Source organism: Gracilimonas sediminicola (genome assembly GCF_024320785.1).
Taxonomy (GTDB): Bacteria; Bacteroidota; Rhodothermia; order Balneolales; family Balneolaceae; genus Gracilimonas; species Gracilimonas sediminicola.
Genome location: NZ_JANDBC010000001.1, coordinates 1146162 through 1172490 on the forward strand (window position 1 = coordinate 1146162; position 26329 = coordinate 1172490).

A 26329-nucleotide genomic window follows, 5' to 3' on the forward strand; every position below is an offset into this window, starting at 1 on the left:
TAAAAAATACAGCTCGTGAAAACCATATTAACAGTTGTTGGTGCAAGGCCTCAATTTATCAAAGCAGCAGTAGTTTCAAAAGCTTTGGCTGAAAAAGGGATTAAAGAAGAAATCGTCCATACCGGTCAACATTACGACCATGAAATGAGTAGCATATTCTGGGAAGAGCTCGACCTTCCGGCTCCAACCGTAAACCTTGAAGTAGGGTCCGGACATCATGGTGCACAAACCGGGATTATGCTTCAAAAAATTGAACAATATATTCTTGAGTCCGACCAAGCTCCTGAAGCCCTTCTTGTTTATGGTGATACGAACTCTACTTTAGCAGGAGCATTAGTGGCTTCAAAACTGCATATCCCTGTGATTCACATCGAGGCAGGTTTGCGAAGCTTTAATCGTGAAATGCCTGAGGAAACAAACCGGGTTTTAACCGACCACATGTCAACACTTTTATTTTGCTCATCTAAAGAGGGGGTTACACAGTTAGCTAAGGAAGGCATTAAGAAAAATGTTTTTGATGTTGGAGATGTTATGTATGATGCATTGCTTACTTTTTCCAAAATAGCTGAGGAGAAAGTGAATTTTTCAGATATCATCCCATATGCCCCTAATAATTTCTACCTGGCCACCGTGCACCGTCCGGCAAACACTGACTCTGAAAATAACCTACGCTCCATTCTGCAAGCATTTTCTGAACTTAAAGCACCAGTAGTTTGGCCGGTTCACCCCCGAAATAAAAAGAAATTAAGCATGATTCAGGTACCTGAAAACCTGCATTTGATCGAGCCTGTTTCCTATTTCAAAATGATGACTTTATTGAAGAACTGCACGAAGGTGATTACGGATTCCGGTGGACTCCAAAAAGAAGCTTACTGGATGAAGAAGCCATGCATTACCATCCGGGAGGAAACGGAATGGACAGAGACTTTGGATGGATACTGGAACCAAATTACAGGAGCTAACACAGACAAAATACTCTCCGCTATAGATACAAACCCAACCTCCGACTGGAAACCATTATATGGAACGGGAGAAGCAGCTAAAAAAATTGCCGCCCATATTAAAGATTACTTCAGCTAATTTGAGGCCAGGCTTTTATAATAACTGAGCAGAGGCTCTACTGTGGCCTCCCAGTTAAACTCTTTTTCAACAGCCCGCCTTCCGTTTTCAGCCAATATTTTGGCTTCATCAGGATTCGACAATAAGTAATTGATTTGTTTAGCCAGATCCCGGTCATTTTCAGATTCGAAAATTTTCCCGGCATCGTGCTCGGTGACCATACGCTCAAGTGAGGTACAGTTGGAAGATATAACGGGTAACTCCTCTGACATATAGTAACCCAGCTTATGTGGAATAGATGCATCGGTTTGAACGGACCGAACATGAGGAATCAACCCAACCGTTGCACTTTTCACATAGCTTCGGATATTTGACTGGTCTTGCCACCCTTCGAATATTACAAAATCCCTTAATGCATGTTCATCGGTTAAAGCTTCAAGCTCAGAACGATTTCGTCCGTCCCCAACTAAGAGTAGCAGAGCGTCAGGGTGCTCATCTTTAACAAACTTCATAGCACGGACAGCTGTTTCCAACCCCCGGTGCAGATCAAACCCGCCGGAATACAGCAAAATCTTTCTGTTCTCATACTTTGTGATAATATCTTGCTTGATTGGAAATTCCCGAAATGCCTGGATATTAGGGGTATTGGGAATTACAAGGACTTTATGCTCGCCAAATCCCATCCCTGTATATCGGTCTTTCATTTCAGCTATAACTGAAATGATACGATCCGATTTTTTAAGCCACTTCTTTTCAAGCTTCTTCCACCTCTCTAAAGAAATTAACCACTTGCCCGGGGGGCGTGTACTCCAGGCATACTGCGATAAGGCTTCCACATAATTCTCATGCAGATCCGCAACTAATGGGACTTTAAACTTGTCCTTAATCATGATCCCTGCTTTCACCAGATATAAATCATGGGCGTGAACAGCGTCAAAAGGTTTCCTTGCATAAGCTTTTTTTGCATACCGATAGAACAGGTGGGAGTATATATCAAAAAAGCCGACAGCACCCCGCAGTTTTTTTATGATTTTGTTCGATAATTTAAAACGATGAACCCTAACCCCATTCACCATTTCAATTTCAGGTCTGTCGTCCTCTGCAAGCGAAAGAACTGTAACCTCTAAACCATTCTTAACAAGTGATTCCGCTTCATTCTCAACTCTCTGATCCGGAGGATAGGCATGATCCAATAACATTAGTATATGCATATTACAGTGATAAAAATTTCTTAAACAAGGTTAGTTTTTCCGGTTCAATCAATTCGTGATTATGCCATAAAAGTACAAACTCCCCTCCGAGCCGGTTTAATTGATTATGGTAAAACACAATCTTTTGACCGGCCTCCTTTACAGTGTGTCCCATATACTTATTAGCCAATAAACTGGCTTCCATTACAATGAGAGGATGCAGTTTAATAGCCAATGATTTTTTTGATTCCCAATCGAATGCTCTGAAAGGAAATGCCACACCAGCCCTGTATCCTGTCCTGTCTGCATAGCCAAGAGTATAATCATGTTTAATACCGGTTTTTTGTAAAATACGAGGCGTATGCCTCCAATCCCACCGTAAATAATGCTTTCTGCTGGTTTCTACAGGAGTATTAATTCCAAGTGATTTACATACCTTTTGAAGTTTTTGAACTTCTTTTCGTAGCAGATCAGGATTATGCCTGGTTTTGTAGGAAGGGTGCAATCCAATTTCATGTCCTGCCGTGTGTACTTGCTTTAAAATATCGGATATAGCAGGGTGTTCGATATCGTAGATCGCATCATATTCACTTTTCGGCTTACCCGATATAAAGAAGAATGTACTTTTTAAATCATGTTTTTCCAGTAACCGGACAATCTCATTAAAATTATTGTAGGGGTCTACTCGATAGTTTCCATCTTTTACTTTTTTGTACAGCTGATATCTCTTTTTTGCCTTTTTGGGCTTTTTTCGCACCAGCACATCACCAGCCAGCCTTTTTATTAATCGGATTTTGGAATAATTGAGGTATTCAAATGGCTGATCTACATCATGAGAAATATGTTTTAAATAAGCAGGTAATTTCTTTCCCGGCTTTAATTCTTCATCTCCAAATAGGTGCCCGGCCAATACTGTAAACCACTCCTGAATAATGGGACGATCAATCAGGTTTTTTTTAGCTATGAATGAAGTAGAACCAATTCGGCGCTGATGTGTATCCTTTTCTGCAAAATGAATATCAGCATATCCGCTCATTAGAAAAAAAGCCATTCCGATAACATCAACGGGTAACGTTCTTATACCGGAGTCATTAGTCCTTTGCTTATTGGCAAACCATCCGGGTAGTTTGTCAAGAGATGCATTGTCATAACCCGTTTGATAGGCTTCTACTTCGGGTAATAATTTATGATCCTTTTTATAAATCTGATCAAAGAAAACGTCTGGTATAAGGATCTGTTTTTCTTCAAAAGTAATAGAATAGCCGTCTGCTTCATCCAGTATTTCCAGCGCATAGTCCAGTTTCAGAAAATCCCTTATCATTACATCAAAAACGAACTGCTTTTCTGAAATGCAATCAGGGCTTGAAGTTATCTTAACAATATGATCCGTCATTCCTTAATTCTCTTTAGCAGCTTCTTTCCATAATAAAAGGGAGCAAACCTCTTACTGACTGCCTGGATATTATGAAAGTAAACTTGCTTAGCTCCAAAAGAACTAAAATATCGCTCGATAGATTTAATGCTTGAGCCTTCAAAATCAAAAGCATTTTCTCTGTTGTTTGCTTCTTTTATGCCGTTCCAGAGCACCAAAGATACTGCACCGGGAATTTCAGAATCTGGGTCAAATCCCCCCGCCAGATAGTATGTTGCATCATCATCATGAATAAACAGTTGAGCAGCATGGAGTTTTCCTTCAGAATCTTTGGCCCCGAAGATACTTGCCCTTTCTCTCGCAGACGCTTGCTTAACCAATTCTGTAATTAACTCTTTTGAATACGATGGTTTTAAACCTTGCCGGTCAAAAGTTTTGACAACCATATCATATAACTCTCCTGCTTTGATGTTTTTGCTCACTTCAAGCTCTTCTTCGGCCCGGCGAATATCTCTTCTGACAGAGCTTTTCAATCTCTTCCAGGTTTTGTCGGTATCAAATGGATACTCGAACCTGAATGTAGTTAACGAGTGCTGGGTAAACCCATTCCAAATAAAGGGCAGATAATTGACTATGTCTTCGCTTAGGTTATATGTCAGTTTATCAAAGTGAGGAAGGTTCTCGATAAGCTTTTCGAGCATGGACCGTTCCGTACTGTGAACCGTTTCAGTTTTAGGGCTTGTTTGCTTTATCCACGGCCCTAATTTCTGTGTCAAAACAGGCATCTGTACGAATGTAAAGCCTTTCTCTTTTCTTTTCACTACCGGCCAGCGCGCATAAATTTCCCCGCCTTTCTCAATACGAATATCTTCCCACTGGTTAGGTGCTACAATATCTAACCACCAGGGTTGCATAAATATATTTCCGGGCAACTCATGAGGAGTCATTTCAGTCATTCCAGATTTTTTCTAATTCTTCTGCCAATTCATCTTCTGGTACTTTAGAATATGGAAAAGATAAAGGTATAAGCTCATCTAATTTTTGAACATAATCATTTAGATGAAACTGTTGGGCAACCTTTTTAACCAATTCCCGGGGATTTTCACAAATGTCTTTATATGATATATTCATGAACGATGCCCCAACTGCTGCTAAGTCTCTTTGAATGATAGATTCTATTTCATTGATTTGCCAAACCACTTTTTCAGTTTCAGGAAGTTTGTTTTTTTCAATCCATCCCGGCGGTTTAACACTCCACCACTGTTCTGATCTAATTCCATTTGAACCTCGTGCTTTTATAATCGAATAAGCGGTTGCCACCTTATCTCTTGTTATCCACAAAAAGATAGAATTAGGGAAAAGCTTAGCTAATGCCTTAATTCTCAGAGAATGGACTGTATTCTTAGAAACAAAAAGCCTGTTCGGATAGCCGATCGCTTGTATCATCTTTTTGAATTCTTTAGCATCTTTTTCCTCTAAATCATCAGCATCTGTGTATGGATGCTCTTTTGGAAAGTACTGGTAAAAAAGCGGACCTCCTTCATGAGGGCCGTTGGCTGATTGGGTATATCCATATGCTGATTCAAAGGAGGGGGGAATCAATTTTTTGGAATAAATCAAACGTTCTGCCATCCTCGTTATTAATGCTATCCTATATCTTTTTACAACCCGGTTGCTAAGGTAAGAAGTCTTAAAAGCTGTGCAAAAAAGTTGATAAGCTAATGTAGTCCCCGACCTCGGCACCCCGATGATCCAAATCGGCTTTGCATCATGGTTATAGTTCAATGATTTTCTGAAATATCTTTCAAGCGGCTTCAGTGCCAAACTTTGTAAGGATATAAAAAATTGACTGAGCTTCATCGGTTTAACTTAATGAGGCAGCAAAAAAATGATGGTTTCTATATCTGTATGAATGGTCTATAGTATACCCGATATCTGAAAATATCTGTTTAATACTATCAGTTGTTATATGGTTAATACCTAATTCCCAGTGATGATTTTTTGTATGTATGTAATTGCGCTTTCGCCCAATATGAATAGTTTTTCTACCTAACTTTGGTAAATAATACTCTGCAAAAAAGTAAGTTTTATGCGCATGAGGAATACTAAAAAAAAGCTTATCCACTTTATTCTCAGCCAACTCTTTCCAAACTTTTTTGGCGCTTTCAAATGGAATATGTTCAAATATTTCGAAGGCTAAATACACGTCAGCCTCCGGCAATTCGTCCTCGATAATATTAGCCTGAATATCAGGATTCTTATTCTCATCAATATCCAGAGTGGTTACCTGGTATCCTTTTCTTCGCAAATAGCTGGATGTTAATCCGCTTCCCACTCCAATCTCTATAATTTTAGCATCTTTTGACAAGCCGCTTTTGTTTAATATCAGGTTGAGCTGATGCCAGTAAAGTGTCCAGTGCCCTCTGTTTTCAAGCTTATAAATCCATTCATGGGAAAATGTAATTTCAGAAGAATTTTTCATTAACTTTATTAATCAGGATTTCAGAATGGATTTATTATCGGTAGCTTCACACCACTAAAATAGAAAAACACAGATAAAATAAAGCCTTAATTAATCTGTATATAATTAATCAGTTTAAGTCAGTTTGGGAATAATAATAAAACAAAGCTTACGCAATGCAATAATATCCTATATCGGGATTATTATAGGCTTTGTCACCACCATTCAGCTTTATCCGCATATTCTTGAGGCTGACCAATTCGGGCTTACCAGGATTTTAATTGCCATTTCTACTATAAGTGTTCAAATCATCACTTTTGGTATTCCAAATTCTGTAATAAAGTTTTTCCCAGCACTCTCAAAAAAAACAGATAACCCGTCAGGAATATTTTGGGCCTTTTTAATTCCGCCTGCCATCGGGTTTTTAGCCTACTCATTAATCCTCATCTTTTTCAGAGATTTTGTTATCAGCTTTTATGACTCGGGATCAGGCTTGCTCGAAGAATACTACCTGTACATCATTCCACTCGTATTATTCACGGTATCCTTCAGTGTTTTAAATTCCTTCGTAAAGGCCCAATTCAACACTGTTTTTGCCTCTTTTTTGCAAGACATTTTCCTTAGAGTGATGATGATCCTCGATTTAGTTCTATTCTATTTCGATTTCATTACGTTTGATACTTTTATGCTGATATTTATTGGGAGCTATGCGTTGCTCTACCTGCTTCTTTTTGGCTATGCATTAAAGGAAAAGCTACTGAATTTTAAGCCGGTGCTGCAAATATTTGACAAAGACACCAGGGAAAAGATACGCAGTTACAGTTTTTACTCCTTTTTTAGTGGTTTAACCATGTTGTTGATTGGCAATATTGACCTGATCATGGTTGGTACCTTTAATGGCCTTGAGCAAACAGGAATTTACGCTATCGCACTCTATGTTGGTTCGGTTATTACAGTACCAAAAAAATCAATTACTAAGATTTCATTTCCTGTAATCGCAGCAGCTTTTCAAAGGAATGATATACAGAATGTAAAAGAGGTATATAAACAAACCTCGCTAAACCAATTCCTGACGGGTCTTATCATTTATATAGGCGTAATCGCCAATATTGATAATTTATACGAGATGCTACCCAAAGAGTATGTAGATGGCAGCATTGTTATCATCATAATAGGCTTGGGTAATCTTCTGGAAATGGTAACCGGTGCCAATGGACAAATAATAATCGCCTCAAAATACTTTCGGTTCGATTTTTACTCATCCTGGATACTCGTAATTCTCGCCATTACACTCAATGCTGTTTTGATTCCGATGTTTGGATTACAAGGCGCTGCATTAGCCACGGCTGCTTCCATTTTTACCTATAATATTATTAAGGTGATTTTTGTCTGGGTGAAATTCAAAATGCAACCATTTACATGGAATTTATTGGGATTGCTTGCAACAGGAATAGCCATTCTCCTCCTCTCCTATTTAGTGCCTCAATTCGAAAACATATATGTTGATATTGCCATCAGGTCCATATGTATGGCGGCTGTCTATTTTGCCGCTGTTTGGATTTTCAAGCTTTCTGATGAAGTGAATAACTTCATATCAGAGCAACTAAAGAGAGTGCTTAAGAACTGATTTGACTCTCCTTCAGCTCAAAGCAATTCACCTTTGGGAACCTTATCTTTAGTGCCAATTAGCACAAGTAATTATCATCTGATTTAACCCATGCCCAAACCCAAATACACTACCCACCTTGGAATGGTGGACATCCTTCCTGACGAATCCCCTAAATGGAGAGCTCTCGAACAGATTATTCACGAGGAAGCCGCTAAATTTAATTTCGAAGAAATTCGCACTCCCATCATGGAGCAAACCGAGTTGATTGTGCGGGGCGTGGGACAATTGACGGATATTGTATCTAAAGAGATTTTTGCTTTCGAAAAGGGGGACAGTCATTATGTGTTGCGGCCTGAGCTGACCGCTCCCGTGGTACGTGCATTTGTGGAACATCATATGCAGCAGCGTGGCGGTTCTCAGAAGCTTTACTACATCGGACCGATGTTCCGGGCAGAGAAACCTCAGAAAGGGCGGCAAAGACAATTTCATCAGTTTGGGCTGGAGATACTGGGCAGCGACGATCCTATCGCTGATGTTGAGTGCATCGCTTTTATGATGCGTATCTATCAGCGTATCGGCATTAAGAATTTTGACCTGAAGCTCAATTCTGTGGGTGACCCGGAAAGCCGGGAAGCATACAAAGAGGCTTTGCGGGCATATCTTAAACCAAATCTGGATGAGATGAGCGAGCTATCTCAAAAACGATTTGAGAAAAACCCGATGCGAATACTCGACTCTAAGGAAGAGGAGGATCAGCCGTTCATCGAACAAGCTCCGGTGATACAGGATTACCTGAATGAGGAATCAAAAGAGCATTTTGAAAAGGTTAAAAGCTACCTGGACGACCTCGGCATTGCCTATTCCCTCGATCCACATCTTGTCCGCGGCATGGATTACTATACCCGAACTGCTTTTGAGTTAACCAGCTCGGATCTGGGTTCCCAGGATGCTTTAGCCGGCGGTGGTCGTTACGACCTGCTGGTTGAAGAGGTTGGCGGCCCTTCTACCCCTGCTGTTGGGTTTGCCGCCGGCATGGAGCGGCTGATGATTGCCTGCGAAGAACTGGGTATTGAGCTTGCCGAGGAGAAGTCTGTAGATGTTTATTTCGTAACACTTGGTGATGCTGCACGAAAATGGGCACTCACCCATCTTCCCAAAACCAGGGAAGCCGGACTTTCAGCCACCATGGATTACATGAGTCGTTCCATGAAAGCGCAGATGAAAGATGCGAATCGTGAAAATGCCCTTTATACCCTTATTATTGGGGATAATGAATTGAATGAAGGCAAGTTCACCCTCCGCAATATGAAAGAAAGCGAAGAAATGCCCCTCAGTTTTGATGAGATCATTGAAAAGTTGACAAAGAAACTGCTCTAAGATTCGTTTTACTTAAGCAGTTTTTTCAACTCTTTGATGTCTTCAATCTCTCCGATAATGGAAAGCTCATCTCCTTCCTGAAGTACGGTGATACCATGCGGGATTTTGATCTGGTCTTTCCTTCGGATAATGGTAATCAGGCTTTGTCCCGGCAACGACACATCTTTAATCATTTTCCCGATAAACTCATCAGTTTTATCCTCCGGATTCAGGATGAGTCGGATAAAGCGCTCGTCACGCAGCAGAATTTCTTTCAGTTCTGCTTCATTTTCTGCATTCACCCACCGGTCAAGGAAGTTCTTTGTGCCTACCATTTCAGCAACATGAGCCAGAATTCTCAAATGCTGACCGGAATTTTCATCAGAGCTGATAAAGAATAACAGGCAGTTTAGTTTTTCTGCCCCTGCTTTTTTGGAGTCCAGATTCTTAAGTTTATCTACTTCCAGCCCTTCCTTCACCCGTACCAACACCATCTCCGGCTCCACCTTTTCTTTCATCCGGGCATGATTAAGAGCCACCCCTTTAGCAATAGGGATAATTCGGTCTTCTTCCAACTGAGAAAGCATGTCGTACAGTTCATTGGGGTTTTTACCCAGTTGTTCGGCAAATTCCTCACTGGTAGCCGTCAGAATTTCATCGTAACTGGTGGATCCTGAGAACTCCAGTACCCTGGCCCTTGAGATCATTTCTTCATAAGGGTCTTCCTGGCGAAGGCCTTTTTCTCTCAAAATAGTTCTCATTTCGTGCTCCAACCCCTGATCTTTATTTTCCCCCAACCGGGCATGAACATGGAAAATAGCACCTTGACGATCTACCTTGTCAGCTGCATAATACTTGAACCAGATTACACCAAACACACTCACTACAAGAGTAAATAGAATGGAAAGCCCACCCATTTCAAAAATCAGGATAATCGACAATATGATCCCGGCAATCTGAATCCATGGGTAGAAAGGTGAATTGAAACCAGGGTCGTATTCCTCAATTTTACTTTCCCGCATCACAATAACGGCAAGATTCAGCAGGCCAAATAACAACAACTGAAATGCACTGGCTAACTTGGCCACTTCTGCCACATTAAAAGCAACAAGGAAGAAAATCATCATCAACACGGTTGCTACTACCGACCATAGAGGCGTTCCAAGCTTACTTAGTTTGGCGAAACGTTCATTAATCAGCTTATCCCGTGCCATCGCCATTGGGTAGCGAGAAGCCGACATAATACCCGCGTTACCTGTTGAGGCAAAAGCAGCAACTGCTGCAATCACTACCAAAATCAGTCCGGTGGGTTCCGGCAGCCAGTCTAAAAATACTTCTCCTGCAGTAGCTACCGGTGTTAAATCCTCACGGAACGCTTCCGGTTCAAGCAGCGCTACCATGATATAAACGCCAATCACATATACAAAAACCGCCGTTGCTATCGCAAGGAACATCCCCAGGGGAATATTCCGGTCCGGGTTTTTCACCTCTTCGGCTATACTGGCTACTTTGGTAAGTCCCGCATAAGAAACAAAAACCATTCCCACCGTGGCAAAGAAGCCATAATATCCATCAATAAAGAAAGGAGTGAATTGCTCCCTGGTAATCTTAACGATATCCATATTAAACACAGCAAACACACCCTGAATAATATAGAACGCCATTATGGAAACCAATGCAGCAACCAGAACTTTTTGCAAGAATGTAGTCTCTTTGGCTCCCACTACATTTAAAATCCCGAAAACAATTGTCAGGATGATCGCTACAGGAACTATAGGCACTTCATAAAAGATGGAGATGTAGGCTCCCATCCCGATTAAGGCAAACGCACTTTTTAGCACCAGTGCAAGCCACGAACCATAGCCCCCTATGGTGCCAATCATAGGTCCGAGACTTCTATCAATGATGTAGTAGGTTCCCCCGGCTCTGGGCATGGCAGTAGCCAATTCAGCCACACTAAACATGGTGGGCAATACAATCAACCCGGAAACAAAATAAGCGAGAAATACGGATGGGCCTGTTTCTGCAGCAGCCAGACCCGGCAATAGAAAAAACCCCGAGCTAAACATAGCCCCTGTTGCAATCGCATATACGTCTGAGAGGCCTAATTCTTTAGCTAATTTTTCGTGCTTCATATATTAATAGAGTAAGTACAGTTTTTTTATAGCGTTTATTTAATGACGTGTTACTTAAAATCCCGATGTCTTCAGGTTTATTCTAAAACCTCTTTCCCGTTAGTATTCGGATCAGCCTGATTATGATATGACTTCCAAATTCGAGCGCCCATTCTGATTCCATATCCTATCAACATTAAACCGATAAGTCCCTGAATTTTTATGCTTAGTACCGGGTGTAAGTTTAAGATCTCAATGATAGCGAATTCTAAAAGCGTAGCAATACCTAAGATGGCGATCAGCCAAATGAATTCTTTCAGAATCTTGGATCTTTTGCTCATAGTTTTGAATTTATATCCGTCTGTATAATAATACAACCATACTAAAATTCCATGCCGTTCCACAAGTTTTGAAAAGCTTTGCCTTCCGTTTCAGTGGTGATTTGGATTTCTCCAACTTTGCCTGACTTTCTTTATCTTTTGGGTTCTGAACTTTTATGTATTCAAATCTATTGCAACAAACCGTAGTCACATGCTGATACGGTTTTTTTATTATGGCAGAACACATTCTTATAGGAATTGCGAGTATTTTCGTTTTTGGTGTCGGCGCCCAATGGCTGGGATGGCGGCTAAAACTTCCTGCCATTTTGCTTCTATTAATTTCCGGTATTTTGGCCGGCCCTGTTTTTGGCTTGGTGAACCCGGATCAGTTAATGGGAGACCTGCTCACCCCTTTCATATCCGTTTCGGTAGCTATTATCCTTTTTGAGGGAGGACTGAGCCTTCGCTTTTCGGAGCTTAAGAATGTAGGCGGGGTGATTGGCAACCTAGTTAGTATCGGGGCTTTACTTACCTGGGTGCTCACTTCCGTTTTTGGCTACTACCTGTTTGGCTTTGGCTGGGAGCTCGCGGTTTTGCTTGGGGCTATTTTAGTGGTAACCGGACCCACGGTGATTATCCCTCTGCTTCGGCAAGTCCGCCCGGCAGGTCAGGTAGGTTCTATACTTAAGTGGGAAGGTATTGTAATTGACCCCATTGGAGCCATGCTTGCCGTTCTGGTTTTTGAAGTAATTTTGGCCAGTGGATTTTCAGAGGCTACTTCCCTTGCCGTGATGAGTATTTTCAAGACTATCTTTTTTGGCTCCTTACTTGGGCTTGGAGGTGCTGCTTTAATTTATTTCCCGCTTAAGAAGCATTTATTACCTGATTATCTCCAGAATCCAATCAGTTTGATGGTGGTTGTACTGGTTTTTACGATTTCAAACTTTGTGCAACACGAGTCGGGTTTATGGGCAACCACGTTGATGGGAGTCGTGCTGGCTAACCAGAAGTCGGCCCGTATTCATCACATCATTGAGTTCAAAGAGAATATACGGCTGCTGTTGCTTTCTGCCCTGTTTATCCTGCTTGCAGCAAGAGTAGAACTTTCAAGTCTGCTGGATAGTCTTAGCCTGAACATGCTCGCTTTCTTGGGGGCTTTGATTTTCATCATTCGTCCGGCCGCTGTGTACCTGTCAACCATGTTCTCATCCCTCAACTGGAAAGAAAAATTATTCCTTTGCTGGATGGCACCGCGCGGGGTAGTTGCAGCCTCCATTTCTTCCATCTTTGCCATATCGCTGATGCAGAATGGGTATCCGGAAGCAAATCAACTGGTTTCCATTGTCTTCATTATCATAATCAGCACCGTAGCTATTTACGGGCTTTCGGCCTCTTGGGTGGCGCGTAAGTTAGGCGTCGCTAAGCCGGTTCCCCGGGGCTTTTTGATTATCGGAGCACATGAGTGGGCCATCGATATTGCGGAGGCCATACAGGACAAAGGAATTAAAGTAATGGTAGCTGACTCAAACTGGAAGAACATCAGCAATGCTAAATCACGAGGATTGGACACCTATTACGGTAATGTACTTTCTGAATTTGCGCTGGATTACATCAACCTTGATGGATTGGGTAAACTTTTGTCTTTCACCCCTAATGATGAGGTCAATGCATTAACGGCGCTTCGATTCGCTGAAGTTTTTGGACGTTCGCATGTATATCAGCTTTCACCAAACTCTAAAAGAGGCAATGAGCAGAACGATGTAACTACCCACCTCACCGGGCGAACGCTCTTTGATAAAGACATGAACTTTGATCATATAACCGACCTTTATGAAGAGGGAAAAATCGTAAAATCTACCTTGCTGACGGAAACCTTCACCTTCCAGAACTTCAAAGAAACCTATGGGGATGAGGCTGTTGCTTTATTCCTGGCTACAAAAGACGGAACTGTTCAACCTTTTGTGATAGACAACCCTCCGGTGCCACAAGATGGCGACACACTGATTTCTTTGGCAAATCCAGAAGCTGACTTGGACAAGAAGCCCGCCAAAACAACTGAAGAAGAACAAGCTGAATCAAATTAAACTCACTTATGTATCCTAACAATGTGATTTCTGCGCTGCAGGAATTTAAAACCCCCTACTTTTTCTACGATCTTGATGTGCTTCGAAATACTCTTGAACAAGTTAAGAAACACGCCATTTCAAAGGGATTTCATGTCCATTTTGCGCTAAAGGCGAATAACCAAACACGCATCCTTAAAGTAATTAAAGAAGCAGGCCTGGGGGCCGACTGTGTAAGCGGCGGAGAAGTACAGCGGGCTATAGATTCCGGTTTTTCTCCGGATGAAATTGCCTTTGCCGGAGTTGGCAAGAGTGATGAAGAAATCGAGCTTGGATTGAAACACGACATTTTTTGCTTTAACTGTGAATCTACCCAGGAACTGGATGTGCTGAATGAACTGGCCGGTCAGCACGGGAACAAGGCACGGGTGGCCTTGCGGCTCAACCCCAATGTGGAAGCCGACACTCATAAATACATCACCACCGGGTTGAATGAAAATAAATTCGGAATTAATGAGTCGGATCTGGATACCGTTCTGGACAAATTTCCGGACCTGGAAAACCTGGAGCTGATTGGCATTCACTTTCACATCGGTTCACAAATAGAAAAATTTACTCCTTTTGAGGAGCTGTGCTCCAAAGCCAATGCATTGAACAGCTACATTGAAGACAAAGGTTTTAAGCTGACCGTGATTAATGTGGGCGGTGGATTTGGCATCAATTATGATCACCCCAACGACCATTCTGTACCTGACTTTGAGCGTTTCTTCGGTCTGTTTGAAGAAAACATCAAGCTTAAAAACCATCAGAGCTTACACTTCGAATTGGGGCGTTCAGTAGCCGGACAGTGCGGAAGTCTGATCACGCGGGTTCTCTATACAAAAGAAGGAAAGGCCAAGAACTTTGCCATCGTTGATGCGGGGATGACAGAACTTATTCGCCCGGCTCTTTACCAGGCCAAACACCGCATTGATGTACTCACCAGCGATAAAGGTGAAAAAACCTATGATGTGGTCGGCCCTATTTGCGAAAGCTCCGATACTTTTCGTAAGGATGTTTCTATACCGGAAGTGCAGCGCGGGGATTTAATTGCCATACGCAGTGCCGGTGCTTATGGAGAAGTGATGCGAAGTGCCTATAACCTTCGGGAGGCAAACCCTTCTGTATACTCAGATGATTTAAATACCTAAAAACTTCTGCAGCTTTAGCTTCAATGCCGCCTGATCATTTCCCGTTAGCTCCGCAATCTTTTTGATGGCAAGCGTTTTATCTATTGTAGCGAACTTCATTCTTGTCATGGATGGTTTTGGCAGCCCACTTTCTTCCCATTCCTGAATAATATAGTCACCTATTTTTGACCTGGCTTTAAGATTGCTCGTAACAAACATCACCACTAAATCGGGACCTGAGTTATATTCATTTGGAGAAATAACAAGAGCCGGCCTCTTCTTTGTTGCGTTTAGGTTCGTGAATGGAAATGGAAGAAGTACGATATCCCATCTTCTAAAGGTCATTATACACCTCATCTTCGTCATTGTCCCATTCAGAAAATGAGGGTTCGCTGACTTTCATGATCTGCGCTATATCGCCCTCTTCTTCTAATCGCTTCATGGCATCATCAACATATTCATCAATGAGTTCGCTTACTAATCCGCTCATGGATTTTCCTTCCAGTGAAGCAATGGCTTTTAGCTTTTTTCTTTTCTCATCCGGAATTCGAATACTCATTACACTCATGGCTTCCCCTTTTTGTAGTATAACCTACATGAAGGTAGTTTATTTTCTGAATTAACCCAACTTCCCCGCTATATAACCGGTAGTCCATGCAGCCTGAAAGTTGAAACCGCCTGTTACGCCATCGATATCCAGCACTTCACCTGCAAAATAAAGATCCGGTGATTTTCGGCTCTCCATGGTTTTCATATCTACATCCGTCAAACTTATACCACCACAGGTTACAAACTCTTCCTTAAAAGTAGTTTTCCCTTTAACCTGATACACATCGTTAGTGAGCAAGTGTACCAACCGGTTGATGTTCTTTTTGCCCATGTTTTGCCAGATCATATCATCACCTAAATTAAGTTTGCCCAGCAGGAATTCCCAAAGCCTGCCCGGCAGCTCAAATGGATTTACATTTGAAATTTTCTTTTTGGGGTGATTGTCTTCGACTTCTTTCAAAATACTCCGCACTTCCTGCTCCGGCCTTTCCCCTGTCCAGTTGACCAGGATCTTGAACTCGTAGTCCATTTCGTGGAAATCTCGTGCTCCAAAAGCCGATAACTTCAGGACAGCCGGCCCGCTCATCCCCCAATGCGTAATGAGTAATGGACCGCTGCTGCTCAGGTTAGAACCCATAATTTTTATAGCAACCGGCTCCGCCACAACCCCCATTAACTCCTTAATCGGTTCATCCGGCATGTTAAAGGTAAACAGAGAAGGAACCGGCTCTTCGATGTCATGGCCCAGTTCACGCAGCCAATCAAACCCTTTGGATCGAGGACTGCCTCCGGTTGCCACAATTACTTTATCAGCTGATGTTCGGCCACCTCGATGAAATCCCAACTCATATCCATTTTCGGTTTTACTGATGCTCTTAATATTCGACTTGGTTTTGATTCCTATTCCTAACTTTTGCGTTTCCTCCATCAGGCAATTAATGATGGTTTGGGAATCGTCGGTGACCGGAAACATGCGGCCGTCCGATTCAGTTTTAAGCTCAACACCCCGGTTTTCGAACCATTCCACCGTGTTGGTTGGGGACCACATCCCGAAGGCTTTTTTAAGTGGCCGCTCTCCTCTCGGATAAAACTTCACCAATTCCCGAATATCAAAACAATGGTGGGTTACATTACATCTTCCGCCTCCGGAAATTCGCACCTTGGCGAGCAGTTTATCCGTTTTTTCATAAATAGTAACTTTAGCTTCAGGATGATGGCGCTTTGCGGAAATGGCACTGAAAAAGCCGGCCGCTCCCCCGCCTATAACCGCAACTTGTAGATTCTCTTCACTCATGCCACAAAGATACCGTTTCTTCACACGAGTATCTTATCTGCCTCAAAATCTCTAAAACACCAATTAATTGAACACGGATAAAGGGGATAGGGCAGATGATCGCAGAAAAGTAGTTCAATTATTTCATATTACTTCTGCGAAAATCCGCAAGATCTTCCTCATCCGTGTTCTATTCGGAACTTTATTTTAGCAACCTTCTCTCATTTCCTGCTTTAGAGATTTTGTGGCAAACACCCGGAACATAATTCCGGATTTGACATGGAATAGGCTGGGAATCCTCTTATTTTTACCCCCTCATTTACAACAAGCCTATTTATGCAGATTAACGTACTTAAATTTGGCGGCACTTCCATGGCCGACCACAAAACCTGGAAACAGGTATTAGAGATCATCAACAAATATGAATTTCCGGTGGTAGTTGTTTCCGCCACTGCGCGAACAACCCGGCGGTTGGTAGAAGCCGGTGAACTTGCCGCCCGTGGAAAGTTGAAAGAAGCACTGGAGATTTCTGATAGCATAAAAGAGCGGCATAATCAGATTGTTGAAGATTTCCTGAAAGAGAATCCTCACGAGAAAAATAAGCTGATCAAAGACAGCTGCCGGAAGAACACGGAAGCTAAAATCAGCAAGCTGAATAAACTGCTTACCTATACGGAGCGGCAGAGCACCCTTTCACCGCAAATGAAAGATGCGATTGCCGGGATGGGTGAACAAATTTCATCGTACCTGCTGGCTCAATGTGGACTTGCCCTAAATATGATGACGCAACATATCGAGGCTCGAAAAATCATCAAAACAGACGCTGAGTATGGAAAGGCCAATCCCAACCTGTTGGAAATAAATCAGCGTTGTGGTTCGCTGGAAACTGTTCTTGAAAACGGATTTATCCCCATCATCGGTGGTTTTTATGGCGAATCGCCAAAGAAAACCATTACCACTCTCGGGTTTGAGGGATCGGACTACACCGCCAGCCTGATTGGAGGCGCGGTTAATGCCGAAACCATCGAAATCTGGACCGATGTGAGTGGGATTTACACCAGCGATCCCCGGTTCATACCGGAAGCAAAACCCCTGGACGAAATGAGCTATTTTGATGCCACGGAAATGGCCTATTTTGGAGCAAAAGTACTACACCCATCTACTTTAAAACCGGCGCAGGAGCGGAACATCCCCGTGTTTGTGAAAAACATGTTTGAACCTGAAGCCGCCGGGACTAAGATCATTCGAGAATCTCATCACGAGCTGGATGTGCTGGCTATGTCGTTTAAGCGAGATATAGCTACACTTACCATCAGCGCATATGAAACGGTAATGGGCTACTCTTTTCTCACTAAAGTCTTTTCTGTTTTGGAAAAGCACCGGCTGGCCGTTGATGCCGTTAATACCACCGAAGCTTCTGTTACCATCGCCCTTTCCGACTCTGCTTTACTGGATACTCTGTCCAAAGAGTTTATAGAAGTTGGGAATGTAAGCCTGACAAAAGACAAGGGCCTGTTAACCCTGATTGGATGCTCTGTAAATTCTGCCCAAAAGCTGACTGAACATATTTTTGGCGCGCTTGGAGACATTCCCCTTGACCTGATTTCATTCAGCAAGGAAAAACGAATTCTCAACCTGGTTCTAAATAATGAAGAGCTGATCGAGGTTGCTAAGCGAATACATAAAAAGCTGTTCTAAGCTTTCTCGCTCTGTTGTTTTAGCTTTTCCGGAAGAACGATACCGAGACGTTTAGCCCGTTCTCTCCATTTTTGGCGAGCCAGCTTCTGCATGTCTTCGATGGCATCAATCTCATCTACTATTTCCATACCCAGCAAGGTTTCTACCACATCCTCCATGGTCACCACACCCGACAGCCCACCATACTCGTCAACCACCACTGCAATGTGTTCCTGCTTCTCGAGAAGGCGTTCAAAAAGGGTTTTCAGGGAAATGGTTTCCGGCACAATCAGCACCTCCCGTTTTATTTCTTTCAGCTTTTTATCCCCGTTCTCTTCCGAAAGATTATAATACAGATCGTTCTTCAACACATAGCCGGTGATGTCCTCATCATCTTCCCCAAAAACAGGCATCCGGGATACTCGCAGCTCGTCTTTTTTATCCAGAATTTCTTTAATGGTTTGATCTTCCTGAAATTTCACCACTACTATACGCGGCGTCATAATATCCTTGACTCGCAGCGACCGAAACCGAATCAGGTTTTTAAAGATATTCGATTCACCTTCTTCAAAAACGCCTTCTTCAAATCCTACGTCCGCCATTGCGCTAAATTCTTCGCGACTTACCGTGGGTTGTTTTTCTTCACTGGAAAGTATTTTTGTGATTCCCTGTGACAGCAACACCAAGGGGTAAGTAATATAGATGAGTACATTAGTAACACGTGCTGCAAAACCGGACAACTTTTTCCAGTAGGTAGCCCCAAGGGTTTTGGGGATGATTTCAGAGAACACCAAAATCAGGAGGGTGAGTATAGCCGAGGTAATACTAACGTAGGCGTTCCCAAATACCACCTGTGCCTGGGCTCCTACTCCGGCAGCACCCACGGTGTGCGCTATGGTGTTAAGGCTTAATATCGCAGAAAGCGGGCGATCGATATCCTGCTTTAAATCGCGCAGTATCTTTCCACTTTTGGCATCTTCCCGCTCCAGCACGGCCACAAATGATGGCGTAATGGAAAGTAGTACGGCTTCCAGAATGGAGCACAAAAAGGAGACTCCAATAGCCAGTATCAAATAAAAAATCAGTAATCCCATGCGTAAAGTATAATTAAATCAGGCTTTGATTGAGAAGTGTTGTTATTAGTATTCTTGCTTACAGTTTTCCCGGAGCATCGTTAGTACATGCTGGAAATCTTTAGGTAACTCTGAATCAAAACTTACCATTTCGCCGGTTGCAGGATGTTCAAATCCCAGGGTTTTGGCATGAAGAGCTTGCCGGCCAAGTCCGGTGATCAGATTATGAAACATGGATTTTCGGGAACCGGTATTTGGCCCGTACCGAACTGAGGTTCCGCCATAGGTCGGATCCCCAAATACATGATGACCTAAATGCGCAAAGTGCACCCTGATTTGATGTGTACGTCCTGTTTCCAGCTTCACTTCAACCAGGCTCAGGTAGTCAAAATATTCAAGTACTTTGTAATGGGTAACGGCTGATTTGCCCTGTCCTTCCGGCTTCACGGTCATCAGCTTCCGGTCGCGTTTGGATCGGCCAATATCACCTTCGATGGTGCCTTCTTCTTCCGGGGTTCCCCAGACGATAGCCCAGTAGGTTCGTTCCACATCTTTCTCCTGAAACAAACCGCTGAGTTTAGCCAACGTCTCATCGTTCTTGGCAACAACCAACAATCCACTGGTGTCTTTATCCAGTCGATGAACGATGCCCGGACGCAGGTTCTCATCCTCATCATCACCGGCCAGCTCATCCACATGATACATCAGGCCGTTGACCATAGTACCCGACCAGTTTCCATATGCGGGGTGCACCACCATTCCGGCTTCTTTGTTCACGATGATAATCTCATCATCCTCATAAACAATATTAAGATCCATTTTCTCAGGCTTGGCTTCCGGAGGAGGGGGCTGTGGCAGCTCGATGAAAATTTCATCTCCGGGCTGCATGATGTACGAGGGTTTTTCCTTATTCCCATTCACTTCCACATAGCCATCTTTGATAGCTTCCTGTACTTTTGTCCGTGAAGCATTTTCCACAAAGGAGGTAATATATTTATCCAGACGGATATCAGTATGCTGACCGTCCGGGACGGTGTGTTCGTATATTGTACTCTGTCGGTCTTTGCCTGCTTTCTTTTCCATAGCCAAAAGGTAAGCACTTTTAAGCTTTGTTTTATCCGGGAAGATTTTTTGTAAGGAATTGGCTTGGTATCGCTCTAACTCATTGGTAATTCAAAATGAAAAATTTAAAATTTAAAATATGAGTGCCGTAAAAGAGAATGTAATTCAAACTAAGAGCTTCCAGTTCTCACTACAAATTATCGAGTTGTTTCGGAAGTTACAGGCTGAACGAGAGTATATTATATCTAAACAGTTAATCAGATCCGGAACCAGTATTGGGGCTAATGTAGAAGAAGCTATTGCAGGACAGTCGAAAAAGGATTTTTTATCAAAATTATCTATTTCTTTAAAAGAAGCTCGCGAAACTCATTATTGGCTGAGGTTATTAAAAGAAAGTGAACTAACTAATCTTAATGTCGATGCTTATCTTGATGCCTCTTTTGAATTAATCAGTATCTTGTCCGCAATCGTGAAAACAACGAGACAAAAGCTTCAATAATTTTTCATTTTGAATTTTAAATTTTGAATTCCATATGATTAAATCACTATACATAAAAGATTTTGCGCTCATTGATGAGTTGGAGGTCGATTTTGAGGAAGGGCTGAATATTTTGACCGGACAGACGGGTGCCGGGAAGTCGATTATTATTGGAGCATTGAATATGATTCTGGGTGAACGGGCCGACACCGATGTGATCCGCCAGGGAAAAGACAAAGCCATTTCAGAAGCAACTATTCGTGTTGGTGAAGATGCTGATTTAAAAGCCCTGCTTGAAGAAAACGAGGTTGAATTCAGTGAATACCTCATACTGCGCCGTGAAATTCGGAATACAGGAAGCCGTGCTTTTATTAATGATACTCCGGTTAACATAAGCGTACTGAAAGCAGCTGGAGATTTACTGGTCGATTTACACGGACAGCACGATCATCAACTTCTGCTCAAAGAAGAAAATCATCAGGGAGTAATTGATGGTTTTGGTGAAGTGGAGCCCATTCTTAAAGAGTACAAGGCTGAGTACAAGAAAATGACCGAGCTGCAAAAAGAGCTACGGTCACTTCAAAAAAGAGAAAACGAGCTTCAGGAAAAAACAGAACTGTACCGGTTCCAGGTTCAGGAACTGGAAGAAGCACGGCTTGGGGAAATAGACCTGGAACAGCTGGAGTCGGAGATGAATCTGCTGGATAATGCAGAAGTGCTTGATCAGAAGGCAGCTGCTATATCCGAGATGGCAGATGCTGATGACGGCAACATCGTACAGCTGTTGAATTTTCTGAAGCTGAACCTGGAAGACCTTGCCCGCATTGAACCGGAATTCGAGAACTACCTGAAAGAAATAAATGCAGCCCGTGTAAGTGTAAATGAAGCCATTGCTTTTGCTGAACGGTACCGCAACAGTATTGAGTTCAACCCAAAGAGACTGGAAGAGCTCCGCCGGCGACAGTCGGAACTGAACCGCCTTCAGAAAAAATATCAGCGGGATTTACCGCAGCTCATCAGCTACCTGCATGAAATTCAGCGTGAGCTTTCCATTGCTGATAACTTCGACCTTGAAATCGAGAAGCTTGAAAATCAAATTCAAATGCAGGCGAAGGAGCTAAAAGACAAGGCCGTTCTGCTCCACCAAACCCGGCTTAAGATTGGAGAAGAGCTTGCTGTTCAGATTCAGCAGGAGCTGGCCAAAGTGGGAATTCCTCATTCCAAACTGGATGTACGGGTAGATTGGCTGTTATCCGACAATGGCTGGATTGAGGTGGAAGGCAAACAGATAGAGTGTAACGAAACCGGCTGCGATGATGTTCGCATGTTCATATCCACTAATAAAGGCGAGGAACCTAAGCCACTGGCCAAAATTGCTTCGGGCGGCGAGATCAGTCGGGTAATGCTGGCGTTGAAGTCTATTCTGGCAAAAGAGCAAAGCCTGCCGGTTATGATATTTGATGAAATTGATACCGGAATCAGCGGGGAGATCTCTGAAAAAGTGGGAGCTTCCATGCGTAAGTTATCGGAGCACTGCCAGATTATTGCGATCACGCACCAGCCTCAAATTGCAAGTCAGGCCCACAAACACTACAAAGTAGCTAAAGCTGAAGAGGGCGAACGAACCGTTTCGAAAATCATTCCGCTTTCAGATGAAGAGCATATCCATGAAATAGCCAGCTTAATGAGCGGTTCCCAAATTTCAGAATCGGCCCTTAACAGCGCCCGTGAACTTATAGAGAAGAATACCTTTAAAAATTGACAGGAGGTTTTAGGGGCAAGGTATTAGGTGTTAGGTTTTAGCCGATTCTAAAACCTAACACCTTGAAATTAACACCTATTTGATTAGCGTCATTTTCTCGGAACCCAGCAGATATCGTTCGTTAGCGGTGATGGCCACAAGTTGATAAAAGTAGATCCCCGATGGCTGATTGCCAAAACTCACCGGAACCGAGGTCTCACCCGCTGAAGCATTTCCTGCAATCTCCTCAACCAAAGCACCATGAGCTGTATATATTTTCAGCTGATATGAAACCGCTTCGGGTACACGAAAGGTAATATTTGTGGTCGGATTAAATGGATTTGGATAATTTCCTTTTAGCTCGAAACCCTCCGGTAATTCGGCAATTACTTCATTTGACGTTGGAACTTCGTTGGCTCCTTCGTCAATCCATTGCCTTATAAGACTGATTTGCTCATCACTCAGTGCACCACCCTGGGGCATTCGTGAGCCAAACTGAGGATTCGGTTCAATTTTATCTACTAAAGGACTACCATTTGCATTTCCCGGCAATACATGTTTACCGTCATAACGGCTAGCCGGACTTGTACTGGCAATCACGGCATCATAAGAGCTGGAATTAAAGCTGTTTTGCCCTGAACTATGGCAACTGTTACAACTGGCGTTGAAAATCGGTTGTATCTCGTCCTCATAATCAACCTGCGCATATACGTCCATGCCGGTAATACCTAAACATAGAAAAACAGAAAGTATAAATCGTTTCATAAGCACCTCTCAAATTGGGTTTGTGAACTAAGGTTATAAAAATTCGTTTAATATCAAACTATTAATTTGACAAGACTAACTTTTTAATTAGTCATAAAAACGAACACCTCATTTCTCTTTTAAGACAAGCTACGATGGATAAGTTCCGCCGGATGGTAAGATTTAATATTTACCCCGTCTTTAATTTGATGACGGCAAGAGAAGCCCGGGGCACAAACTAAAGGATCTTTTTGCTTTTGCAGAGTCGGGAATAAAACCAACCCACCAATTTCCTGAGATACATCATAATGATCCTTTTCATACCCAAAACTGCCAGCCATCCCACAGCAACCTGTCTCCAGTACATCCACAGTAAAGCCGACAGCCGATAAAGCTTCAACAGTTGGGTCATTTCCGACAAGAGCTTTTGCGTGGCAATGCCCGTGAAGGGTTACGGTTTGGTTCTGGGCTTTTGGAGACAATCGCGACTTATTCCGAGCCACAAACTCCTCAAAGAGGTGTGATTGACCGGCCAGTTTTTCAGCCAGGGGTAGTTGTTCATCCGAACAAAGCTCCAGGAATTCATCCCGAACGGTCAATATTTCAGAAGGCTCCAGTCCTACCACCGGTATGCCGGCTTCCACATATTCTGTAAACTCTTCCAGTACTTCCCCGCAAATGGATTTAGCTTCATCAAGAAAACCTTTGGATAGCTGCGGGCGGCCGGTTTCCATCGCTTTCGGGATAAGCACCTCATATCCCATATGCTCCAACACGCTCACAGCTGACTTACCAATTTCAGGATCATTGTAATTTGTGAATACATCCACAAACAGCACTACTTTCTCGTCACTTTTCACTGCTCCATTCCGGCGATGCTTTTTAAACCACCCCCGAAACGTTTGATTGGCGAATTTGGGGAGGTCACGCCGGGAATCAATCCCGAATACTCCTTCCAACACTTTTTTGCCTATTGCTGAACCCGCCACTTTATTGGCAATTTTTGGGGTGATAGAAGCCAGTGGAAAAACCTTGGCAGCATCCGCAAAGAAGCGCTCTTTCAATGTTGATCCATTTTTTTGATGCCAGCCGTTCATGAACTCGGTCTTCATTTTGGCCATATCCACATTGGCAGGGCACTCACTTTTGCACGCCTTGCAGCTCAGGCATAAATCCAGAGCTTCCTTCAGTTCCTCTGATTCATATCCCGCAGGATTTTCTCCCGCAAAAACCTGTCGAAATACATTTGCCCTTCCCCGGGTTGAATCTTTTTCGTCTTTGGTTGCCTGATAGGAAGGACACATCGTTCCGCCACTCTCGGCCAGCTTGCGGCATACACCGGCACCATTACAAAGCTCCATGGCGCTGCCGAAATCACCTTCTTTACGCCAGGAAAGTACCGTTTCCGGCTCGGGTTTTTGGTAGGAAGGCGAGAACCGCAAATCCTGATCAATAGGTTTGGGCTTTACGATTTTACCGGGATTAAAAATGTACTCCGGGTCCCAGATTTCTTTTACCTGCCTGAGAACCGGCAGCATTTCTCTGCCCAAAATCTTTTCGATATATGGAGCTCTCACTCGTCCGTCTCCATGTTCTCCAGATAAAGAACCATTGTATTTCTTCACCAGGTCGGCTATTTCATCTGCCATGGTTTTCATGGTATTCAGCCCGGTTTCGGTAGTGATATCAATTTGGGGGCGTAAATGCAATTCCCCAACCGAAGCATGCGCATAGAACACGCACTTTGTGTTATGCTTATCCAAAATGGTCCGAAATTCTTTTACGTATTCCGGCAAATCCTGAACACGAACGGCGGTGTCTTCACAAAATGACGGAGAACGTCCATCTGATCCCAGGCCCATCAACAACCCAAGGCCGGCCCTTCTCAGCTCCCATACCCTTTTCATTTTATCTTCTTCCGGAATGATTGGATAGGCATATCCCAAAGATTTTTCACTCAGCTTAGCCGAAACTTGCTCAGCCTTCTTTTGGAGCTCCTCAGGATCATTACCTTCAAACTGAGTGATGAGGATATAGTTGGGTTCACCCTCCAAAAAGAACCTGTTCTTGCGCTGTTCAATATTGCCTTTGGTGGCATTCAAAATGATATGATCTACCAGTTCGACAGCTGCCGGATCAAAATTTACAATCTCAACGGCCGCACGCATCGCCTCTTCCAGCGTTTCGAACTGTGGAACGACCACAAGCTTGTGCTGATCCAATGTACTCAGGTTCAGTCTGGCAGAAACCGTCATAGCCAGGGTCCCCTCACTTCCACAAAGTAATTCACAGAGGTTGAATTTTCGGCCGTTGGGATCAAACGGCTGCATCTCACAAAGTTTATCCAGAGCGTAACCGGTGTTTCGGCGAATGATTTCCGGATGGGGATAACTGTTTTGAATCAGCTCACGGTTTCGCTCTATCAGCCTGAGCATAGAACGGTAAATATGCCCTTCTAAGTTTTCGAGTTTCTTTTTCTCCTCGAGCTCTTCGGATGTCAGCGGTTTAAAAATAGCCGTCGAGCCGTCACTCAATACAGCTTCAATTTCGAGAGTATGCTCGCGCGTGGTTTTGTACTTGATGGAATAGGAACCCGAGGAGTTGTTTCCAATCATCCCGCCAATCATACAGCGGTTGGTTGTAGCTGTGTCGGGCCCGAAAAGAAGTTGATGTTTCGCCGCTTCCCGGTTTAGCGTATCGCGGATAACACCCGGCTGTACATGAGCTATATGTTGCTCGCCATCAAGCGTAAGAATTTGATTCATATAGCGAGATACGTCCATGATGACACCGCCACCGGTAGTCTGCCCGGCCAGGCTGGTTCCCGCACTTCTGGCTGTAATTGTGAACTTATCTTCGTTGGCTTTTTTTACCAATCGCCGGATATCCTCGCCGGATTTGGGAAAAGAAACTCCTTCCGGAAATTCCTGATACATGGAAGCATCCTGTGCATACAGCTGGCGGGTAAGGTTGTCGCGTTGAATCAAAAAAACTCCTGCTTTGTTAGGGCAGAAGTTTG

General features: G+C 43.2%; 22 protein-coding genes. 8 read left to right on the plus strand and 14 right to left on the minus strand.

Translation table 11 applies throughout. The annotated features are described in order from the left end of the window. Nucleotides 1-15: 15 nt before the first annotated feature. Entirely contained in the window at nt 16-1080 is a 1065-nt protein-coding gene (wecB, locus tag NM125_RS05235; protein ID WP_255133516.1) for a non-hydrolyzing UDP-N-acetylglucosamine 2-epimerase, read from the plus strand. Here the strand turns inward: wecB and NM125_RS05240 are convergent. The 5 genes from NM125_RS05240 to NM125_RS05260 are packed head-to-tail and all read right to left on the minus strand — an operon-like array spanning nt 1077 to nt 6103. Beyond that, nucleotides 1077-2270 carry a glycosyltransferase family 4 protein gene (locus NM125_RS05240; RefSeq protein WP_255133518.1) on the minus strand — a complete coding sequence of 398 codons (1194 nt, stop codon included), beginning with the start codon at nt 2268-2270 and terminating at the stop codon, nt 1077-1079. The genes wecB and NM125_RS05240 overlap by 4 nt on opposite strands. Nucleotide 2271: 1 nt before the next feature. Further along, nucleotides 2272-3642 carry a polysaccharide deacetylase family protein gene (locus tag NM125_RS05245; protein WP_255133520.1) on the minus strand — a complete coding sequence of 457 codons (1371 nt, stop codon included), beginning with the start codon at nt 3640-3642 and terminating at the stop codon, nt 2272-2274. Continuing rightward, nucleotides 3639-4577 carry a GNAT family N-acetyltransferase gene (locus tag NM125_RS05250; protein WP_255133522.1) on the minus strand — a complete coding sequence of 313 codons (939 nt, stop codon included), beginning with the start codon at nt 4575-4577 and terminating at the stop codon, nt 3639-3641. Before NM125_RS05250 ends, NM125_RS05245 begins: the two co-directional genes overlap by 4 nt. Beyond that, the gene (locus NM125_RS05255) at nt 4570-5481 is read right to left on the minus strand and encodes a sulfotransferase (protein WP_255133524.1); all 912 of its coding nucleotides are present in this window, start codon (nt 5479-5481) and stop codon (nt 4570-4572) included. The genes NM125_RS05250 and NM125_RS05255 overlap by 8 nt, the downstream gene beginning before the upstream one ends. A gap of 4 nt (nt 5482-5485) precedes the next feature. Continuing rightward, entirely contained in the window at nt 5486-6103 is a 618-nt protein-coding gene (locus NM125_RS05260; protein ID WP_255133526.1) for a class I SAM-dependent methyltransferase, read from the minus strand. Nucleotides 6104-6227: 124 nt separating this feature from the next. Here NM125_RS05260 and NM125_RS05265 point away from each other — a divergent pair, with 124 nt between their 5' ends. Then, the gene (locus tag NM125_RS05265) at nt 6228-7709 is read left to right on the plus strand and encodes an oligosaccharide flippase family protein (protein ID WP_255133527.1); all 1482 of its coding nucleotides are present in this window, start codon (nt 6228-6230) and stop codon (nt 7707-7709) included. Nucleotides 7710-7799: 90 nt separating this feature from the next. Then, nucleotides 7800-9068 (plus strand): histidine--tRNA ligase, encoded by a 1269-nt coding sequence (gene hisS / locus NM125_RS05270; protein WP_255133529.1) that lies wholly within the window; start codon nt 7800-7802, stop codon nt 9066-9068. Between the two features lie 8 nt (nt 9069-9076). Here the strand turns inward: hisS and NM125_RS05275 are convergent, their stop codons facing one another. Together NM125_RS05275 and NM125_RS05280 are read right to left on the minus strand one after the other, a co-directional pair. Continuing rightward, entirely contained in the window at nt 9077-11182 is a 2106-nt protein-coding gene (locus tag NM125_RS05275) for an amino acid permease (RefSeq protein WP_255133530.1), read from the minus strand. 77 nt (nt 11183-11259) lie between these two features. Beyond that, nucleotides 11260-11502 (minus strand): hypothetical protein, encoded by a 243-nt coding sequence (locus NM125_RS05280; RefSeq protein ID WP_255133532.1) that lies wholly within the window; start codon nt 11500-11502, stop codon nt 11260-11262. A 212-nt stretch (nt 11503-11714) separates the two neighbouring features. On the opposite strand from NM125_RS05280, the gene NM125_RS05285 reads away from it, so the two are divergent. Both NM125_RS05285 and lysA read left to right on the plus strand, forming a co-directional pair. Beyond that, complete coding sequence (locus tag NM125_RS05285) at nt 11715-13565, plus strand: cation:proton antiporter (protein ID WP_255133533.1); 1851 nt, start codon at nt 11715-11717, stop codon at nt 13563-13565. A gap of 8 nt (nt 13566-13573) precedes the next feature. Further along, nucleotides 13574-14734 (plus strand): diaminopimelate decarboxylase, encoded by a 1161-nt coding sequence (lysA, locus tag NM125_RS05290; protein ID WP_255133535.1) that lies wholly within the window; start codon nt 13574-13576, stop codon nt 14732-14734. Here lysA and NM125_RS05295 read toward each other — a convergent pair. Genes NM125_RS05295 through NM125_RS05305 form a run of 3 tightly spaced genes read right to left on the minus strand, consistent with a single transcriptional unit; the run spans nt 14723 to nt 16556 of the window. Continuing rightward, nucleotides 14723-15058, minus strand: coding sequence for a type II toxin-antitoxin system PemK/MazF family toxin (locus NM125_RS05295; protein WP_255133536.1), 336 nt, complete (start codon nt 15056-15058; stop codon nt 14723-14725). The genes lysA and NM125_RS05295 overlap by 12 nt on opposite strands. Then, a complete protein-coding gene (locus tag NM125_RS05300; protein ID WP_255133538.1) occupies nt 15048-15272 on the minus strand; it encodes a ribbon-helix-helix domain-containing protein in 225 nt (74 codons plus the stop codon). Before NM125_RS05300 ends, NM125_RS05295 begins: the two co-directional genes overlap by 11 nt. 60 nt (nt 15273-15332) lie before the next feature. Then, the gene (locus NM125_RS05305; RefSeq protein ID WP_255133540.1) at nt 15333-16556 is read right to left on the minus strand and encodes a BaiN/RdsA family NAD(P)/FAD-dependent oxidoreductase; all 1224 of its coding nucleotides are present in this window, start codon (nt 16554-16556) and stop codon (nt 15333-15335) included. A 315-nt stretch (nt 16557-16871) separates the two neighbouring features. Here NM125_RS05305 and NM125_RS05310 point away from each other — a divergent pair, with 315 nt between their 5' ends. Then, nucleotides 16872-18233 carry an aspartate kinase gene (locus tag NM125_RS05310; protein ID WP_255133541.1) on the plus strand — a complete coding sequence of 454 codons (1362 nt, stop codon included), beginning with the start codon at nt 16872-16874 and terminating at the stop codon, nt 18231-18233. On the opposite strand, the gene NM125_RS05315 is transcribed toward NM125_RS05310, so the two are convergent. Together NM125_RS05315 and NM125_RS05320 are read right to left on the minus strand one after the other, a co-directional pair. Further along, nucleotides 18230-19306: a CNNM domain-containing protein gene (locus tag NM125_RS05315; RefSeq protein WP_255133543.1), complete on the minus strand. Its 1077-nt coding sequence runs from the start codon at nt 19304-19306 to the stop codon at nt 18230-18232. The two genes, NM125_RS05310 and NM125_RS05315, sit on opposite strands and share 4 nt — an antisense overlap. A gap of 45 nt (nt 19307-19351) precedes the next feature. Beyond that, nucleotides 19352-20368 (minus strand): RluA family pseudouridine synthase, encoded by a 1017-nt coding sequence (locus tag NM125_RS05320; RefSeq protein WP_255133544.1) that lies wholly within the window; start codon nt 20366-20368, stop codon nt 19352-19354. 118 nt (nt 20369-20486) lie between these two features. Between NM125_RS05320 and NM125_RS05325 the strand changes: the two genes are divergently transcribed. Both NM125_RS05325 and recN read left to right on the plus strand, forming a co-directional pair. After that, on the plus strand, nt 20487-20846 hold the full coding sequence (locus NM125_RS05325; protein ID WP_255133546.1) for a four helix bundle protein: 360 nt from the start codon (nt 20487-20489) through the stop codon (nt 20844-20846). A gap of 34 nt (nt 20847-20880) precedes the next feature. Continuing rightward, a complete protein-coding gene (gene recN, locus NM125_RS05330; RefSeq protein ID WP_255133548.1) occupies nt 20881-22587 on the plus strand; it encodes a DNA repair protein RecN in 1707 nt (568 codons plus the stop codon). 75 nt (nt 22588-22662) lie between these two features. Here recN and NM125_RS05335 read toward each other — a convergent pair whose 3' ends face one another. Both NM125_RS05335 and NM125_RS05340 read right to left on the minus strand, forming a co-directional pair. Next, nucleotides 22663-23331, minus strand: a complete 669-nt coding sequence (locus NM125_RS05335) for a T9SS type A sorting domain-containing protein (protein WP_255133549.1) — start codon at nt 23329-23331, stop codon at nt 22663-22665. Nucleotides 23332-23450: 119 nt separating this feature from the next. After that, complete coding sequence (locus NM125_RS05340) at nt 23451-26297, minus strand: FAD-binding and (Fe-S)-binding domain-containing protein (protein ID WP_255133551.1); 2847 nt, start codon at nt 26295-26297, stop codon at nt 23451-23453. Between the last annotated feature and the right edge of the window lie 32 nt (nt 26298-26329).